The 16739-nt window shown below is 37.6% G+C and carries 26 protein-coding genes; 5 read left to right on the top strand and 21 right to left on the bottom strand.

The window, feature by feature from the left end:
• Positions 1-82 precede the first annotated feature (82 nt).
• The 7 genes from NY607_RS09150 to NY607_RS09180 all read right to left on the bottom strand — a co-directional run bounded on the left by NY607_RS09150 (position 83) and on the right by NY607_RS09180 (position 6902).
• Complete coding sequence (locus tag NY607_RS09150) at positions 83-1165, bottom strand: PIN domain-containing protein (RefSeq protein ID WP_259419526.1); 1083 nt, start codon at positions 1163-1165, stop codon at positions 83-85.
• Positions 1166-1231: 66 nt separating this feature from the next.
• Positions 1232-1990 (bottom strand): phage minor head protein, encoded by a 759-nt coding sequence (locus NY607_RS09155; protein WP_259419527.1) that lies wholly within the window; start codon positions 1988-1990, stop codon positions 1232-1234.
• Positions 1983-3323, bottom strand: a complete 1341-nt coding sequence (locus tag NY607_RS09160) for a DUF1073 domain-containing protein (RefSeq protein ID WP_259419528.1) — start codon at positions 3321-3323, stop codon at positions 1983-1985. Before NY607_RS09160 ends, NY607_RS09155 begins: the two co-directional genes overlap by 8 nt.
• Positions 3324-3329: 6 nt before the next feature.
• Positions 3330-4790: a phage terminase large subunit gene (gene terL, locus NY607_RS09165; RefSeq protein ID WP_396631594.1), complete on the bottom strand. Its 1461-nt coding sequence runs from the start codon at positions 4788-4790 to the stop codon at positions 3330-3332.
• Positions 4777-5739 (bottom strand): terminase small subunit, encoded by a 963-nt coding sequence (locus NY607_RS09170; RefSeq protein ID WP_259419529.1) that lies wholly within the window; start codon positions 5737-5739, stop codon positions 4777-4779. Before NY607_RS09170 ends, terL begins: the two co-directional genes overlap by 14 nt.
• A gap of 382 nt (positions 5740-6121) precedes the next feature.
• On the bottom strand, positions 6122-6631 hold the full coding sequence (locus tag NY607_RS09175) for a sigma factor-like helix-turn-helix DNA-binding protein (protein WP_259419530.1): 510 nt from the start codon (positions 6629-6631) through the stop codon (positions 6122-6124).
• A gap of 103 nt (positions 6632-6734) precedes the next feature.
• Positions 6735-6902 carry a DUF3954 domain-containing protein gene (locus NY607_RS09180; protein ID WP_259419531.1) on the bottom strand — a complete coding sequence of 56 codons (168 nt, stop codon included), beginning with the start codon at positions 6900-6902 and terminating at the stop codon, positions 6735-6737.
• Between the two features lie 134 nt (positions 6903-7036).
• On the opposite strand from NY607_RS09180, the gene NY607_RS09185 reads away from it, so the two are divergent.
• The 3 genes from NY607_RS09185 to NY607_RS09195 all read left to right on the top strand — a co-directional run bounded on the left by NY607_RS09185 (position 7037) and on the right by NY607_RS09195 (position 8705).
• Positions 7037-7273, top strand: a complete 237-nt coding sequence (locus NY607_RS09185) for a hypothetical protein (RefSeq protein WP_259419532.1) — start codon at positions 7037-7039, stop codon at positions 7271-7273.
• A 110-nt stretch (positions 7274-7383) separates the two neighbouring features.
• The gene (locus NY607_RS09190; RefSeq protein ID WP_259419533.1) at positions 7384-7893 is read left to right on the top strand and encodes a DUF3231 family protein; all 510 of its coding nucleotides are present in this window, start codon (positions 7384-7386) and stop codon (positions 7891-7893) included.
• A gap of 320 nt (positions 7894-8213) precedes the next feature.
• The gene (locus NY607_RS09195; protein ID WP_259419534.1) at positions 8214-8705 is read left to right on the top strand and encodes a DUF2798 domain-containing protein; all 492 of its coding nucleotides are present in this window, start codon (positions 8214-8216) and stop codon (positions 8703-8705) included.
• A 154-nt stretch (positions 8706-8859) separates the two neighbouring features.
• Here NY607_RS09195 and NY607_RS09200 read toward each other — a convergent pair whose 3' ends face one another.
• The 14 genes from NY607_RS09200 to NY607_RS09260 form a co-directional block, all read right to left on the bottom strand.
• The gene (locus NY607_RS09200; protein WP_259419536.1) at positions 8860-9603 is read right to left on the bottom strand and encodes a hypothetical protein; all 744 of its coding nucleotides are present in this window, start codon (positions 9601-9603) and stop codon (positions 8860-8862) included.
• 2 nt (positions 9604-9605) lie between these two features.
• Positions 9606-10151, bottom strand: coding sequence for a Holliday junction resolvase RecU (locus NY607_RS09205; RefSeq protein WP_259419537.1), 546 nt, complete (start codon positions 10149-10151; stop codon positions 9606-9608).
• Positions 10141-10329: a DUF6011 domain-containing protein gene (locus NY607_RS24305; protein ID WP_312130982.1), complete on the bottom strand. Its 189-nt coding sequence runs from the start codon at positions 10327-10329 to the stop codon at positions 10141-10143. The genes NY607_RS09205 and NY607_RS24305 overlap by 11 nt, the downstream gene beginning before the upstream one ends.
• 12 nt (positions 10330-10341) lie before the next feature.
• Positions 10342-10914: a single-stranded DNA-binding protein gene (gene ssb, locus NY607_RS09210; RefSeq protein ID WP_259419538.1), complete on the bottom strand. Its 573-nt coding sequence runs from the start codon at positions 10912-10914 to the stop codon at positions 10342-10344.
• Between the two features lie 5 nt (positions 10915-10919).
• Positions 10920-11210, bottom strand: a complete 291-nt coding sequence (locus NY607_RS09215; RefSeq protein ID WP_259419539.1) for a DUF6877 family protein — start codon at positions 11208-11210, stop codon at positions 10920-10922.
• Entirely contained in the window at positions 11197-12318 is a 1122-nt protein-coding gene (locus tag NY607_RS09220) for a DNA replication protein DnaD (protein WP_259419540.1), read from the bottom strand. The genes NY607_RS09215 and NY607_RS09220 overlap by 14 nt, the downstream gene beginning before the upstream one ends.
• Positions 12319-12508: 190 nt before the next feature.
• Positions 12509-13231: an ERF family protein gene (locus tag NY607_RS09225; protein ID WP_259419541.1), complete on the bottom strand. Its 723-nt coding sequence runs from the start codon at positions 13229-13231 to the stop codon at positions 12509-12511.
• Between the two features lie 104 nt (positions 13232-13335).
• Positions 13336-13482, bottom strand: coding sequence for a hypothetical protein (locus tag NY607_RS09230; protein ID WP_259419542.1), 147 nt, complete (start codon positions 13480-13482; stop codon positions 13336-13338).
• A gap of 193 nt (positions 13483-13675) precedes the next feature.
• The gene (locus NY607_RS09235; RefSeq protein WP_255409617.1) at positions 13676-13810 is read right to left on the bottom strand and encodes a hypothetical protein; all 135 of its coding nucleotides are present in this window, start codon (positions 13808-13810) and stop codon (positions 13676-13678) included.
• A 60-nt stretch (positions 13811-13870) separates the two neighbouring features.
• Positions 13871-14146, bottom strand: a complete 276-nt coding sequence (locus tag NY607_RS09240; RefSeq protein WP_259419543.1) for a hypothetical protein — start codon at positions 14144-14146, stop codon at positions 13871-13873.
• Positions 14134-14412, bottom strand: coding sequence for a helix-turn-helix domain-containing protein (locus NY607_RS09245; RefSeq protein ID WP_237898078.1), 279 nt, complete (start codon positions 14410-14412; stop codon positions 14134-14136). The genes NY607_RS09240 and NY607_RS09245 overlap by 13 nt, the downstream gene beginning before the upstream one ends.
• Before the next feature lie 134 nt (positions 14413-14546).
• Entirely contained in the window at positions 14547-14855 is a 309-nt protein-coding gene (locus tag NY607_RS09250; RefSeq protein WP_257522303.1) for a hypothetical protein, read from the bottom strand.
• Complete coding sequence (locus tag NY607_RS09255; RefSeq protein WP_259419544.1) at positions 14852-15589, bottom strand: Rha family transcriptional regulator; 738 nt, start codon at positions 15587-15589, stop codon at positions 14852-14854. The genes NY607_RS09250 and NY607_RS09255 overlap by 4 nt, the downstream gene beginning before the upstream one ends.
• Before the next feature lie 61 nt (positions 15590-15650).
• Complete coding sequence (locus NY607_RS09260) at positions 15651-15884, bottom strand: helix-turn-helix transcriptional regulator (protein WP_259419545.1); 234 nt, start codon at positions 15882-15884, stop codon at positions 15651-15653.
• A gap of 127 nt (positions 15885-16011) precedes the next feature.
• Here NY607_RS09260 and NY607_RS09265 point away from each other — a divergent pair, with 127 nt between their 5' ends.
• The gene (locus NY607_RS09265) at positions 16012-16407 is read left to right on the top strand and encodes a helix-turn-helix domain-containing protein (RefSeq protein ID WP_259419546.1); all 396 of its coding nucleotides are present in this window, start codon (positions 16012-16014) and stop codon (positions 16405-16407) included.
• Positions 16408-16438: 31 nt separating this feature from the next.
• Positions 16439-16687, top strand: a complete 249-nt coding sequence (locus NY607_RS09270) for a hypothetical protein (protein ID WP_259419547.1) — start codon at positions 16439-16441, stop codon at positions 16685-16687.
• Positions 16688-16739: the final 52 nt, after the last annotated feature.

The following is a 16739-nucleotide window of genomic DNA, read 5'->3' on the forward strand; positions in this document are numbered from 1 at the left end:
AAAAATCACCTCCTTTGAATCACTAATAAAGGCCGAAAAATACTTTCTTGCCTTTTTTGTAGAAAAATATATTAATCCAAATTTAAAATTCAAGTTTAATAGTAGTATTTATAAAAATATCATTAACTTCAAAATGTTGTACCTGGCGATCTTTATTGTATGAGAATGTGAATTCAAATTCTAGTTCGATTTCCTTGAATTCAACAACATAATAATCATCGTTATCTAATTCTCTCATAATGTTATCCAAGCCAAATTCCAATTGGGCATTAACTTTCGCAAATCCATTTATTAGAATTTCATCTCCAATTACATCAACACTTGTATGTTCACCATTCACCTCAAAAATATCAATTGTACGAAGTTCCACGTGACCATTTATATGGGTATCCTCAACAAAATCACAAATTTTACTATTGTACGTAAACATTTGTAAATTACCAAGTATATTATTATATTGACTTTCATCTTTCAAAACCCTCAGAACATACGTTTCATTTATTTCTTCAGATTCGACCCAATTTACTAAATCAATAGTACGAATTAAAGGTTCTAAGATACTTTCTTTTTCTAATAATTCTTTTACTGAAACATAATGTGAAAATTTGCTTGAGTCATTTAGAAGATCAGGATGAATATTGCCCTTACTTAGACAGAAATCATTTACATTTTCCGTTATAAAAAAACAATTGCTTAAATTATGTTCTTCTGCAAAAGCTGCATATGACAACCATGTAATGGCATCTCTAAACTCTTGTTTTTTGTTTCCAAATGGTTTTACTCGCTTAATTGATCTCTCTACTAGTGTTGGAAGCAAGTCGTTATCAAGTTCAATTATCTTAATAATTCCTGTAGTAATTTGATTTTTATAGAAAGCATCGAATTTAGCCAAAAAATCTTCTTTTGAACTATTAAGTGTCGTTGCATTCAGCTTAGTGGGGTGATAAATGTCTAAATCCTCAAGTGCAGAGTCAAGCTGTTTCATTTTCAATTTCACATTTTCTTCAAATTTATTTCTGGTCTCATCAAATACAACTCTCGACATATATAATGAAAAACCATGATATTCAGCCAATTTAATTAAATTTCTATTAAAATTACTCTTAAAGAATGGATCTCTATATGTCAATGTTGTATCGAGAAAAATGTTTGGTATGTCAATCATTGAATATCCTCCTAACAAGTCTTTATTCAAGAGTATTCAACATAATTTGACAAATCCCTTCTAAGATTATTCAAATATAGGAATAGCAACACACCTACAACGATAATCTTCACCAGGCAAACCAAATTCAGGAGGATTATCATAAGAAAATATTTTATTACTTAGAACCTTATGGGTATCTCTAACTCTCTCATCCTTCGATGTGAGCCATTTAAAACGATGGACTCCCATACTTTGATGCCTTTGCGCTGTCATCTGTCCAAATAATGTACCTGATTGATCTACAGCAATAAACTTAGCACGGCGTTGAGACATGCCTATTTGCTCTTCCAATTGCTCACGGATTGTTTTGTAGCTACTGCCATCCTTTATACCTTCATAAATAATAGATTCAATTTTATGAGTATATTCATCACGAATATTTGTAATGTAGTCGACATTCTTCTGGATATTCTCTTTCATGAAAGGAGCAAGCCATGATTCGGTAGCTGTTAGTTCTATGCCTCTTACCCTTCCTTGCTGTTCCATATTGGTTTTATTCACCTGATTTAAATTTTTCATAAAAGAAGAAGCAGCTTTATTCACCCTTTGTTGTGAATACACAATCGAAACAGCTTTTTTGATATGACTTGTCAATTTTTTAAAAAAATTAAATGGACCATCTTGCACATAACCTCGGCCATCTTTCTGCATTTCGCTTTTTACTGCAGTATCGTATAACGAAAGGGTTGCCTTGCCCGCTTCTTGAACCAATTTATCGATGGAACGGAAATATGATGCAACAACAACGTCGGGAAAGCGAGTAGGTGGCACACGTTTAGCCATGCTGTCCATTTTCCTTCCACGCACTGTATACTTCATTGGCCATACGTTGCCATTGTGCATCATCGCCGCTAAACTTGAAATCGTCAGAAACTCCGAACTGCCCGAAGCGGGTCTCTCTAATTTCATCAGCAGAGATAACACCATTTGATACATAAATTTGGTCGGTTTCTGCAACGATTTTACGGATTTCTGCATCTGTTTTTGAATCCACTGACCAAAGTGGGTTGAATTTAATTTCCCACTCAACTGTGTCTGGATCAATTCGACCACCTGGTTCCTTCTCTGCCCATAACAACATACGAATAAGTCGCTCAAGAAGCGGTTTCATTTCATTTTCTTGGGCTGAGGTAACTCGGGCATAGTAATTCATCACATCATACTGTGCACCAGTAAGTGTACCGGCCTCTTGTCCTTTAATGACACTCTTAGGCATTCGAGCAGAAGCGGATATATATTCCCATACAAAGTCGAGCAAGTCCTTCATTCCAGATACTGGCGTTGTTTGCTTTGTGAGTGATTCTCCCGTTGCAATAAGGGCCAAAGCTTCTGTTCTAAACATAAAATCTAGTATCATTGATAGCTCTTTTTTTTCCTCTTTCGACAGGTTATCAATGTCGGCAGATTCATACACCTTAAATGTGAAATCATGCAATATCTGGCCAACAGACCATAGGGATGTATCAAGAACTGTAATAGCATCATATAACGACTCTAACAGCGACATACCCTGTTCTTCATCCTCTAAGCGTCTCGTTTGGTCATGCAACACACGAGAATAATGAACAAGTGATTCAGTCTCTACGGCTTGAATTCCGCTCCTAGATGCGCGGCTAATTCGTAAATTTTCCAACTTACCATAGTTCTTATCAAATACATCATCATTAATTAAAAGCTCGCTTACTTTCATTGATGAGAATGGATGCAAGTAATCTATAGAAAGTAGACCATCTAACTTTAATGGATCTTGTAACTCAAATTTACTTCGCTGGGTAACGCCTAAGGAAATAAATCCATCACCACGCATACGTTCGTACATCCTCATTTTCTTAAAAGCATCTTTCGCTTTAAGGTCTGCTAATCGTGCCATTATATCTCGTGCAAGCTGGTCATCCTTCATACGTAATGTAAACCAGTGCCTTGTCATGTCCTCCGCGGGGATATCGACAATATTTTGTACTATTGGATTATCTGCATATAGGGCAGATATTTCAGCATGGGTTAACTTTCTGCGAATACCAGGGACTTGTCTAGTTAACTTATCTTTAGCACCTGCTTTCCCATGTCCTTGCATAAAATCCTCTTTGTACTGTCTAGCTACTTCAAGAACACTCAATCTTTATCACCTGCCCATGCCTAATAATTTTTTCGTTCTATCTAACAAACTAGAATTATTTGTATACAACTGATTCAACGCTTGTGTCATTGCATCCACCATGTCATCATGAGCCCCATTAGGGAAGCTCACCATTTCCTCAATGACATCATTCACCCAAGGACACATATTCGGGTGAGGGAAATAAACATTACCCGCTTCAAATAAAGGAGACACCGCGTTTGCACGTGCCTCCTTACCACCATCAGGATCAACTGGAATAATGCCACTGATTTCATCTTTTAATGTATCTATGACAGCAGAGCCGTTCGCTTTATCCTCAATATATTTACTTGTAGCTTTTGGCCATTTGTCAGTCATTGCGCGAATTGCTTTAACTGTATCTGGGAAGTTCATACGTTTGTGGTCCTGATCTAATAAGAAATACTGTGCCTTTTTTCGTGACCATACTTGGCCAGCAACAAAGTCACTACTTTCTGTTTTCTTAAATGTACAGTCCCAAGATTGAGCCATTTTGTCAAAGTGAATCGGTAATACAATAACATCATCACTTAAACCCCAATCCCGCTTCATTTGCTCGTCTCGTACATAGTATTTAACCCATTCACGTTTGAAGATATTACCACCTGCAGGAGCGGGTCTTTGTTGGTAAAGAGACGCCCACGTTCGTGATCCAACCTCTGCCTTTTTATCCTCAGCCCATTTCTCATCAAAGCCGAGCTCTGGACATAACGGCTCGCCAATTTTACGGTTTAATAGATCATTTTCGTCCTCTGCAATGGCAGGTAATCGCAATCGCACCCACTTACGAGGGCTACGAGCTAGCAAACGACCAATTAAGTCATTCTCATGCCATCGTGTCATAATAACGATTACGGATGCTCCATCATGTAGACGAGTTGACAATGTTGCCTCCCACTCATCCCAGATACTATCACGTATCGTTTGTGACATAGCCTCTTTCATGTTTTTAATTGGATCATCAATAATCATTAAGTCTGCGCCTTGCCCTGTGATAGAACCACCTATACCAGTGGAGATCATTCCACCACGTCTGTCCTGAATTCCCCAATCCTTTGTAGCTGCATTGGACTCGGATAATTGCACATTAAATAGATCATGTGCAAACTCATTAAACTTATTACGATTTAGACGACCAAATTTGGTTGCTAATCCATCTGAATATGCAGCTGCTATTACCCGCTTATCAGGATTTTTGCCCAAATAAAAAGACGGAAACGATTCTGTTACCGTCATACTTTTACCATGTCGTGGAGGCATCTCTATTAAGATAGATAACTGTTCACCATCGGCCACACGTTGGAGCACATCGCAAATTAATTCAGTATGACGAAAGTGCTCATAATGGCGGTGATGCACATATTCAACATAATCACGGTAGAAGCGGCGTGCAAGTTCTTTGTCCGCTTCGTTTTCCAATGCGCTCATTTCCTCATCGCTTAGAATTAGCAATCGCTCTCAACTCCTCCGTCGTTAAATTACTTAAATCAACGCCTGTGGTGTTGCTACCTCCAGCACCTTTTGTTTCAGTACGTACTTTTGCAATGTCTACTTTCAATTTTTCTTCACGTAACCGTTTTAACTGTTCATCACTTAATAAATCTGTGTACTTTGATAACATTGCAAGTGCTGCCATTTTGTCAGCAAGCTTCACACTGATACCATCCTTGCCTTTTTTGACCTCGGTTATAATCGTGCCATCAACCTCTGTAGCATTGTGGAAGTGTACTGTATTTACCTTGTATATGTGCATCCTAGGATTTCCATCTTCATCTAAGATAACATCCCCCATGCCATCAAACATAGGTTCCTCAACTTCAAGCATGCCAAAGTCGACAAAATCGGTGATGTCAGCAAATGCAATATCAATGTACTTTTGCAACACATCACGAGCTTCTAACATCAAGCTGTCAGCTAGTTGTTGTTTTAGCCGCATGATTTCTTCTTTTATACCTTCATTTACCATCAGACGATGAGCATTTCGATTAGCTGTTATATAGTCGCACTGATATGCTTTTTGGTAAGCTTTTGTAGCATTGAAATATTTAACGTAGTACATACAAAAAAGCAACTGTTTATCGTTGAGAGCGTCACTGGGGACGATTTCAAACTGTACAGTTGCTTGTGGTTCCGCTTCTGGCGTTTCTTTGCTCCGTTGCATTTTTTTCGTTTTCTTTTTTACGGAACGTTCCGTATTTTTCGGCTGTTTTGATTGGAACGTTCCATTCGATTCCGCTTCAAGACGATTATCCCATGAATCTTTATTCTTCCAACCTCGCACGGTCCCCTCAGATACACCAAGTTGTTCAGCTATTTCTTTAAGCTTTATATCACCGTTATGGGCTTTGTATATATCATATGCTTGGTCACGTCTAGGATCTCTTGCTCTAGCCATATCTCATAAATCACCACCACCTCCATAGAAAATTATTATAAAAAATACATAAAAGTAATTCTCCTTTATAGAAATTTATGATAAAAAATCCATTTTTAATAGTGACACTGTGAGACTATGGTTCATACAATAATGAATAAAGTGAGGTGATAATAATGATTATCAATGTAACACTTGATATTCAAGTGGCTTTATTCATTTTTATTGTTTTCTTTAAGTCATAGCGCAAATGAATATTGTTAAACGGTACAATATCTCTGAAATGAGGTATTGAACCTACAACTTAAATAACTAAATACATAAAGATTTTTTCAAATATGCAATTCCTCTCACTGGAGGAAAAATTTATTCCTCTATTATATAGGCATTTGTACGACAAACTTTATACAGCAAATAAAAAAGGTTTTTCTTTACTAATATTGTCTGCAATTTTAGATTCCGCACGTTTTACATAATTTTGCACTGTACCACGATTTACCCCTAGTATTTTGGCAGCCTTACTAAAGGTCATTTGCTCTGCTCGTATCATAATAAAAGCGGTTCGTTCATTTTCCGTTAAACCGGCCATAGCTTGATTTAATGTATCTTTAATATTAAACATTCTTTCAATTTCTTTAACTGCAGAATTGTCATAACTATAATCAATGACCTCTGCAAGTACACCAGGAGTCATTTCCTCACTATCGACATACGTAATTAGATCTTGCATTAAATGATGGTCCATAACATAAACATCGGTACGAGTAGCGGCTCTATACTCTGCTGGATCATATCCTGTTTCCATCCACTTAATAGCCTCCAACATATCCCTTTCCATAATTGAACATCCTCCTGCTGCCTTTAGCTTTTTGAGTGATTGTTTGTATTCATCGATTAAATCAGGAAAGTACATGGCCATCTTCCTTTCTATCTCTATGTAAAAATAAAAAGGACACTAATAGAGCGACATAATTGTCAACAACTACTAGTGTCCATCGGTTTTTCCGTAAGGACGATTATTTTGTTTTTTTAATACGAATACGTTCGGCTCTCTCAACATCAAGCACTTGTCCATTGTGCCAAACGATTGTATCTTGCCCAAACGGTTTGGGTTTTAGTGGTGTAATTTTACCGTCTTGTACGATATATACACCATTTTCAGAAGTGTTGATTTGTTGTGTCATAGTTTTGCCCCCTATGATATAATTAATCATCTGACTGAACTTAAAGGGCAGGAACCTATTCGAGCTGTAGCGTGTGATGACGCTGCGGCTTTTTTAAGTTATAATTTACAAAAAATACATAACAAGGTAATTCAATGGACATATTTACAGGACTATCACTTGGCGAGAGTTTACTATATTTTATTCCACCGATGTTATTGTTACCTATCGTAATGATAGGATGTGCTGTAATTTATAAAATCCTATTAGGCAATATTTTGCCAAAGAAGATTTACAACTTTTTGCTTGGCCCGATTGCCCTACTAGGTTTCTTTATATGGGCAATACCGATGAATATGGGATTTTATGAATTTTTTAGAGCGATGTTTTAATCGCTCTTTATCCGTCTTATCCTCATATTGTGCAGTAATGAATTATTTTTTAAATTTTACCCATACTACCCTTGTAAAATAACGAAAAAACAAGAAAAGGATGTGTTAGTATGGGTATTCTTGGTGGAAATCCAAAAGATGAACCGTTACATTACGGTGAAGTATTTGCTGTTTGGACAAATTTGATCACAGATTATGGTATAATTTCTGGCTACCAAACGTTTTATAATCATGCTGGAGACGATGATCTCAAAAAAATTATTGAAGATATCATCGAACTTTGTAGAGATGAAGTAAAGCAATTAGAAAAAATTCTAAAAACGAATGGAATTGCTTTACCTCCAGCTTCTCCAGAAAGACCAGTTGCAAGAATGGAAGATATCCCTGCGGGTGCTAAATTTAATGATCCAGAAATTAGTGCTGCTCTTAGTGCTGATCTAGCTGCTGGATTAGTTGCATGTAGTCAAGCAATGGGGACTTCTACTCGAGAAGATATTGCTTTAATGTATGGTCAATTCCATGCGGCAAAAGCCCTTATCGGTGCTAAACTACTGCGTCTTAACAAAAATAAAGGTTGGTTAGTTCTGCCACCATTACATGTAGATTATCCAGAAAAATAATATTTTTACTAGACAAACCGTTTCCCTAGTTTAAAACTGGGGTTTTTTCTTTGTTATAAATGTATAGGTAATCTTTATTTGCACAAATTAATTATTGAGTGTATCGCACGCACTTGCTGTGGCGTTGGTTGACCGTCACGGCCTCCAAATTACTTAGGGTCACTACCAGCTCTGTGACCCTTTTTTAGTTTCTTTCCTCATAATGTGCAGTAATATATATTTTTAATTCCCTCCAAAACCTTCACAGAATTGTCACTTACGAAGTATTTATAAAATTTATATACTTACTCAAGTAACGATAACGAAAGGAGTGTTGACGTTTGCCAACTACTAGAAAAGAAAGTCTATATTTTGGTTTAATAATGTGTTTTGGAATGGTACTTTTTATGACCCTTTATAACTTCTACCTTAATGATACATTTGGACAAATTTCTTTCTTAGGTGGAATTACTGATTTTTTAATAGGTTTTATTGTTGCTATCATTCTTGACTTGTACCTAGTGGGACCTATAGCTAAAAAAATAGCTTTCAAATTAACAGCAAATACATCAAATGTTCTACTTAAAATTCTAACAATATCTACATGCATGGTTATTGGAATGGCTTTTTTTATGTCTATTTATGGTTTGATAACAAGTTATTTTCACAATGGATTGTATTCCAATTCGGTTATTAAAGAATTCCTTTCTGTGTTTTGTAGGAATTTTATTGTAGCATTGCCTTTGCAAATTATTATTATGGGCCCAATCGTACGTTTTTTATTTAGTAAGTTTATAAAAACTTCTCAAAATAACTTAGTATTAAAAAATTAAGTTGAAACCATATTTACTTACATTTCAAGTAACCTTAGAGATTCATTCTTTTTGGTTACTTTTTTACTGAACAATATCTTTCTACTATTCCCTATTTCACTCCCTTTGACTTAACTTTCCTAAGTATGATTGTTTTCAAATGTCTATCCCATTTTCAAAACAAACTCAACTGCTCATATTTTTGCTTCTTGACAGGTAATTTCACTATTTCAGATATTTCGCACTCAATTTTTGTCGTTTGGTTCACCTTTTCCTGCTTATCGTTCACCATAACAGCTTCCAGTACGGGTCTAGATCCAACTTTTTTAACAGTCTGTAGTTCCTCCCCTACTAAAAGCACGCTACCTACGACCATCCTATTTACAAGCTCATTTCTTTGAATTGATATGCAACCATAAAAATTCTCTATTACTGTTGCTTGCACACCATTTTCATAATGTTTACGTTCTATAATTGATGCGTCTATAATTTCTACAATATCACCCACCTCAAATATGGTAGCCGTGTCTTTTGCTGATTCTTCAAGAGACACAATACGCTCAAAACAATCATTACGTTTATATGCCCCAATTGGTGGATCATCTGGACGATGCTTAAAAAACACACTGTAGTAACCATCTGCTCGTGGCTCCGTAATGATGTATTCTTCGTCAATTTGATAAAAATGTGAGGGTGGTTTCACTACACGAGCCAAATATTTATTAAGTACTTGAGCTGGCGCATCAATAGCAACATCCACTAGCTCAAAGTGATTCTTTTGGTAGGCTCCAAAGTGAGATCCGGGTCTAGGGAAGCGGCTAGCACAATATGCATGACCGCCATGTGGGAAAAGATAGTAAAGTTCACCTTTTGTGAGATTAGTAGAACCTCCAGTATCAACACATTTTCCCTGTAACATCCTCACCACCTACTTTCGATAAATGGCAGCAAGTAGTGCAATGTATAGCCATCCATCGATACAGCTTCGCTTGCATGTTCTTCAAATGTTGCCAGTGGAATCGATTTACGCCCACCACTTTGAGCTGTCTGCCAAGCTGCTTGAAGCGGTGGAAATGGTAAGCGATAGTATTTATCCAACTCGCTGAAATACACAAGCAAAAATGTGATAGCGCCTTTTTCGTACCAGGAGCGGAGAAGTTCGTATTGATGATCATGTAAGTTTTGGAGCGGAAAACTTTTGCCCTTTGTTTCCTTTGCATCAAACACCACTGCTCGTCCATTACAGACACCTGCATAGTCCACCCATTCAGGCTTTTCCTTCCGTCCTTCTACTTGGGAGCCTTTATCTTTTGTAATTTGTACAGGCGTTGGAATTTTACGAATGTCAGCTAATCCCGCATTACGATATTTTGTGTTGGCCATATCAATGACACGTTCTAAAAACTTGCCACGGTTAGCATGTGTTACTGATTTCGCACGCTGCTTAGTTGATTGATTATAAAACATTCTGCGCCCTCATTTCTTCATGATTTTCTGCCTCTAGCACGTCAAAAATGGTGAGCTGGTTCTTCAAAAACTCTTGCTCAAGATCATTCAAGTGCCGCTTCCAGCAAGTAACCCCATACTGTCTTACAATGGATTCTCCATTTTTTAAGGGTCTGTTGCATCTTTTACAACGCCTCATCCTATCAGCCTCCTAAAATGGCAAATCATCATCAGACACTTCTATCGGTCCTCGACTATTCGCAAATTGGTTCTCATCTACTCTTGTATAGCTAGATTGATTCATAGGTGGCTGATTTTGCTGATAAGCACCTTGCCCTAGCATAGAACCACCGAATTGTTGCTGTGATTGCCCGCCGGCATAGTTTGGCTGGTTGTTGCCATAATCTTGTCCACCATACTGCGTCTGTTGTTGCGGATATGAATTGGGCTGATGACTGCCTGTAGAACGTGACTCTAAAAATTGGATACTGTCCGCTACAACCGTTGTGGTATACACCCTTTGTCCATTCTGATCTTCGTAACTATGCGTTTGAATACGGCCCTCTAAACCAATCAGTGCTCCTTTGCGCTGATAGTTTGCTAGATTTTCAGCTGCTTTACGCCATGCTTGGCAGTTAATAAAATCTGCATCTCGCTCACCATTTTGATTGGCAAATGTACGGTTAATGGCTACTGTAAAGCGGCAAGATGCAATACCGTTCGGTGTGTAACGTAACTCAGGATCTTTTGTAAGACGGCCAACTAATAAAACACGATTAATCATTTGTTTTAATCCTCCCTTTTTGTAGCTATGCCAGCATGCACATTGTTTTCTAAATATCTAAGTTGTTGCATTGCATAATCGGTGCAGTTGCTGTCACTTAACCGCTTCTGTACGTCTTGTAGGACTGGAAGCGGGAACTGATAATCACTGACAAGCTGGTTAATACGCTTCGCTACTTCATCATGTGTCACTGCCCGTACCAGTGCTTGGTCAGTGCCATTAGTAAAAGTACCTTTAGCCTGAGCCACATTGGCGAAATGGTCACGCATTTTCATATGTTCTTCATGTCTGCTCAAATTTTTCTTCCACCTTCCCTAGCGTTGCTAAGATTTTTTGTCGTTCTGCTTCAAAGTAAGCTTTCTGTTCTTCCGACGGCTCCGCCTCTACATCCGTAATAAGTATTGATGATTCGATGATTTCTCCATTTTGTGGTTTTTCAAGTTGCCGCTCTTTAAACCATTGTGGAACAATCTCTCTCCGCACCCGTTGATATTGCGGAGGAATACTTCCGTTAGCTTTCTCCCTTTCCCCTTTGATTTGAAGGATTAATGTGGTTGCTTTTTCACGTAGTTTTTTGGTTGAAAGAATATTTGATTGCCAGAAGCTGTTGTTTTGTGACCATTCAATTAAGTATTCAATTTGTTGAGCTGTCCGTTGATCTCGTTCCATCATGAGACGAATATGATCAGCCCAGCTATTCAAATTTGGCTTTTTAAAATTGGCATCGTTAGCAAGAATTCTTTCATAAAGCCTATTTGCTAATTGATATTCAACAGAAGATTCGTCGTAAACTCGTTTGCGACTAGTATTCTTTTTAGTAATCTCTGTATTTGTAATCTCTGTAGTAATCTCTGTATACGTATTACCCTCAGGGGCAATAGGTGTTTCCCGTTTGGGTAATACCCTGTTGCCCATATCGGTAACACCCTCTTTCCCATTTGGGCAATACCCTGTTACCTTTTTGGGTAACACCCTATTACCTAAAAAGGTAATACCCTCTAAAAGTCCTATGTTCAAATCGATAAATAATACATTGGATAAATTTGTTCCATTGGATGTGATTGTCCGAAAATCACGAGTAATTAAACCAAGTTGCTCCAAACGATCCATGGCTTCTCTGACTTGTTTTTTGCTAAAGCCAAATTGTTCAACAAAGCTATCATAAGAACGTTGTAGCGCATCCGCTTTAAACTTCTTTTTTATGCCCAGTAAACGCCCTGATGCCTCTTCTTTCACATGTGTAGGGCGATACCAATAAACAATTTCACTGAGCAATGTGATAGCAATTAAATCAGGCTTACCTGTGCTTAATCGAATGTTTTCATACCAAGTATGTGGGATGACATTCCCTTCTAAATGCATCTGTCCAATCGCATCTACTGTTGTATTTCCTGTTGTAAACATTTGGTTTGCCCTCCTTATAAAAATCCATCTGTTCGCTTACAAATGGCAAAACTGCCTTTGATTTCGATCAACTTGTAATCAGGGTAGCTCTGCCACATGTAGCGGCGTATTAGGCGATATAACTCCTTTTCATCGTCTGCCGCCTGTTCAAAAATCCAATGTGGTAACAACACTCTGTGCGGTACAGAATTCATTGAGGCACTTGCATCTTGATACCGCGTAAATATTGAATTAAGCTATCCGCTTCTTTCATTGTTAATAAATCCGAATTCTTATCAGGGATTTTGCATCTCTGCATAGCCCTGTTATAAACTGTGTTAGGATCGGAACCATATGCTGTGGCAACTTCACTCAACAATTTTGCTATTTCATTGAACTGTTCCTGAGTCCTTAAACCTGTGTGATTTGGTTGATTTTTTTGTTGGTGTGGCTGACCATTGTTATTTCGCTGTTTTGAAGGAGATGGTTGATTAATATATTGATAATCATTACCGCTCGCTCCATTTGCATCATCATCCTTCTCGGTAGCCAGCCCTAACATAGCCGACAAGCTATAGCGCTTCATATAAGTAATCTGACCACCGAAATCTTGCATGCTGTTGGCTGCTGGAAATTTGAGTGGATAAGATTTCACATACTCTCCTGATTCGTGCAGGAATATGGTTTCTACACAAGCCATGGTTAAATTGCCTTCAACGGTTGTATAGCTGTTCTGAATGATGGATAAATGATTTTGAACAAATATAGGTCTGACAGCATCTAAAATGCCATTGAGATCCGTGTATTCAAACGTATATGAACCACCATTTTTGGTGCGAACATTTACTTTTGCATTATGTTTTGGTGTTTGAATAGTAGCCCATGCTTTAGCTAATGCTGCCGAAATATTGACATTACTCTCGGAAAAAAGCATATTCTTCCTCCTAGCTAGTTGATTTTTTGAAGTCTTGGGCGTAAAATACAAAGTAACTATTATTTCGAATAATTTCTTTAGACCACTGCCGCAAACAGTGGTTTTTACTGTGAATAAATAGTGGAACGTTCTGCAAATTTCAATGTCACAATTTCCCCATCTTTAGCGATACCTTCAAGCCCCGTGTTCTTAACTTGTAAAAATCGAAATTCCTTTTGATCTGATAACCGCTTGAAGTAAACAATACGCATTTCAATCACCTACTTTCTGATGGAATCCCATCAAGCAGCCTATAACTGCAAAGCAATCCGTCAAGGGGAGGAACGGGTTATAGACTGCTTGACGAGAGCGAGTATCGTACTCGCAATCATCTAGTTTTGTGATATAATTATCGAGACTAATATAGTTCTGCTGTTTAATCGCGCCAACGATTAAGCAGCTTTTTTATTGCCAGCAAGCAATAATAATTGGTACGCCAATAGCAACCATGACAATTCCGCATTTCACACAGAACTCCTTATGTTCTTGGTCGCGGCCGTCATCTGGCATATACAAATAATTCACTAGCCATTTCACCATGCTGACCACCACTTCCCTACTGAAACTAAGCGTTCTTGCAATGACAAACTACTCCATTTATTAACTTTTAATACTTTCATTAGCAAGTTTCTTCACCACCTTTAGGGAAATACCTCGCCTACTAAAATCTTGAATTAACCCACCAAAATTTTTGTTATCTTGTAGCTGCACTTCTAAACGTTTGATAGCATGTTCTGCCTTTTTAATCCGCCAAGCACATTCAGCTGCTAAGTTGTATGTACCGTGCTGTCTATGAAATGCCATGGCTCCTTGTAAATCCTCAATGCATGCTTTCTTTGCGGCTATCTCTAGCTCCAATTTCTTTACATGATCCAATTGAAAATCCCTCCTCCTATAAACATTGGTACTGTCTGTAAAAACTGCACTGCTGCATCTGCGCTAAATAATGCCGCTACTACTGTGTCTTGAGAATTTGTAATAGCTGCTGCTCGAGCTAAAAATTTAGCTTCACAAGCAATGAGATTTTGCTCAATTCGACTAATCGTAGATTGCGTAGTGTGCATAAGCTCCGCAAAGGCTTCCTGCGACAATTTTGCTTTCTTGCGGCACTTTCTGATTAACTCTCCAACATCTACATGCAATGAAATCACCTCCTTATGCAGAAAGTGCATATTATGCTTACCACGCATGGTTTCTCTATTAAGTTATCTTTATAGTTGGGATATGAGATTGTTTGCCCCAATCTCTTTTACATACCTGTCCGGGTAGTTGTTTTTTAGTAATCTTTATTCAAAATTTCATCGAGCACTTTAGCTGTGGGTTCTGCTAACCAAACCCTTTTGTATCTAGAGCCTAATTGTCTTTGGTGCTCTCTAATTCGAGGGTCACAAAGAATATATTTTTCTAATGACGCCTTACTAAATCTAGTTTCTCGAACTAGATCATCGATATCCCAATACAGTGTTCGTTTCCTAATGGTGGCTTGTACTATTTGGTCGTACCTTTCTAATAGTTCTTTTTTAGTAAGACCAGCGTTCTCGAGTACCAATTGAGTAATATCTGTATCATTTTTAATCACAGTCACTTGGCACCACCTTCAACAAGTTTTAACTCTTGTTGGTTGTACGCGTTAATTTCCATTCTTAGCGTAGTAGATGGCTGCCACATGGAGATAAATTTGATACTTTCAGCAAAACGTGTTTTAGGAATTTCTCCATACCTCGGGACTTCAAAATGATTTTTGAAATCTCGCCAAAAAGCTGAAAATACTTGACGGCTTATTTTTTTGTAGGCATTCGATTCTTTGCCACCTAACGCGGCAATTACTACTTCTCGGACACGTTTGCTGATTTGAGACTCTTGATTGCCATCAATACGCATCGTTTTATAAAGTGATTGAATGGTTTCTTTCACTTCGCTCACCTCGACCTTTAATGTTTCGATCTCTTCTGATGTCTCAAGTGATAGTCTCATCGAAGCTTTCAACTGCTCTCTTTCTGATAACGGCGTTGGATGAAGCTGTTCCTCCAACGCATTAAACGCTTGGATGTACTTCAATTTGAACTCTAATGACTTAGGTCCAGTGAAGCCCATTGCTAAGAGCGTAAAGCCATCTCGATTCATGTAATACATTTTGTAAGACTGCTTATTTTGCGTATGTTGATAAGAGCTTTCAAAGAATAAATTCTGGGTCTGCTCATTTTTGAGCAACCCTTCTATATCCCGTAAAACATTGCGATGCTCTTTGTTAAACGATTCCGCAATTTGCAAAGACGTTGTAACAGCTTGGCGGTTTTGAATGACGACTAATTGGTTCATAATTAATCACTCACCTCTTTATTTTTAGTTATTTGTGGAAGTTGGATTAATAGAAGGTATTTTATACAAAGCTTTTTTGTAAACCTTGTATAACAAAATCATCAAAAAAAATATCTTTTGCATCCTTGTTTAAAGCTTGAGCAATCTGTAATGCTAATTTAACACCGGGCTCTTGCCCATGAAGTTCAATATTAGTAATCGTTTGTCGTGTTGTACCAGATCGACGAGCAAGTTCTGAAACTGACATCCCTGTTTGCAGTCTAATATCCCTTAATTTGTTAACCAAGAATAACACCTCCTTGTGCACTTAGTGTAATACAAGGTTTACTTAATTGTCAACAATGATTAACAAAATTTTTTAGTTAAATAAATACATAAAATATTTAAAGTATTGTAAAGTATGTATTACAGGTGGTGATTACATGAAAACTTTAGGTGAATTACTGAAAGAATTAAGAGGTAGTGAGTCTTTACGAGATGCCAGTAAACGTATCGGTATTAGTCATACATACTTAGACACTATCGAAAAAGGACATGATAAACGTTCAGGAAAACATGTAAACCCTACCCCTGAAACACTGAAACTCTTATCAAAGGCATACAATTATGACTACAAAGAGTTATTAGTTAAGGCTGGCTACTTAGAACCAAATTCTACAGAGGAAACCAAAGCTGAAAAAGACGAAGCTGAGTTCCAGGCTTTCGCCAACAACCCTACCCTTGAAAAATGGTACAAAGAATTGCCGAAGTCGAAGGAAGAGGATTTGGAGAAGCTTCGAAAGATGTGGGAGATTTTGAAGGATAACGGGGAGATATAAAAACAATCTATATTATTTAGGGAGATTTTTAATGGATATAGGGGTGTTAAAAGAAGGAATAAATATCTTCTCCTACCCTATGATAGAAAGATACCCAGGACGTGTAAGCGAATTATATGCCGAAGAACACGAAAGTAGTGTTTCATTCTATTTTATGAATCCAGTCAAACTTCATGTACTTTTATATGATAAAAACACGCATTTACTTTTCTCAGAAAGTGATGATGGCCAAATAGCATTTATTGACTGCTCACACAATAGTAACTGCAGAACCAAATAATGTATAAACAAGGACATGCGGCTACGCCATGTCCTTTATCACAACCCTGGTA

Source organism: Lysinibacillus sp. A4, from assembly GCF_024919535.1.
GTDB lineage: Bacteria > Bacillota > Bacilli > Bacillales_A > Planococcaceae > Lysinibacillus > Lysinibacillus capsici.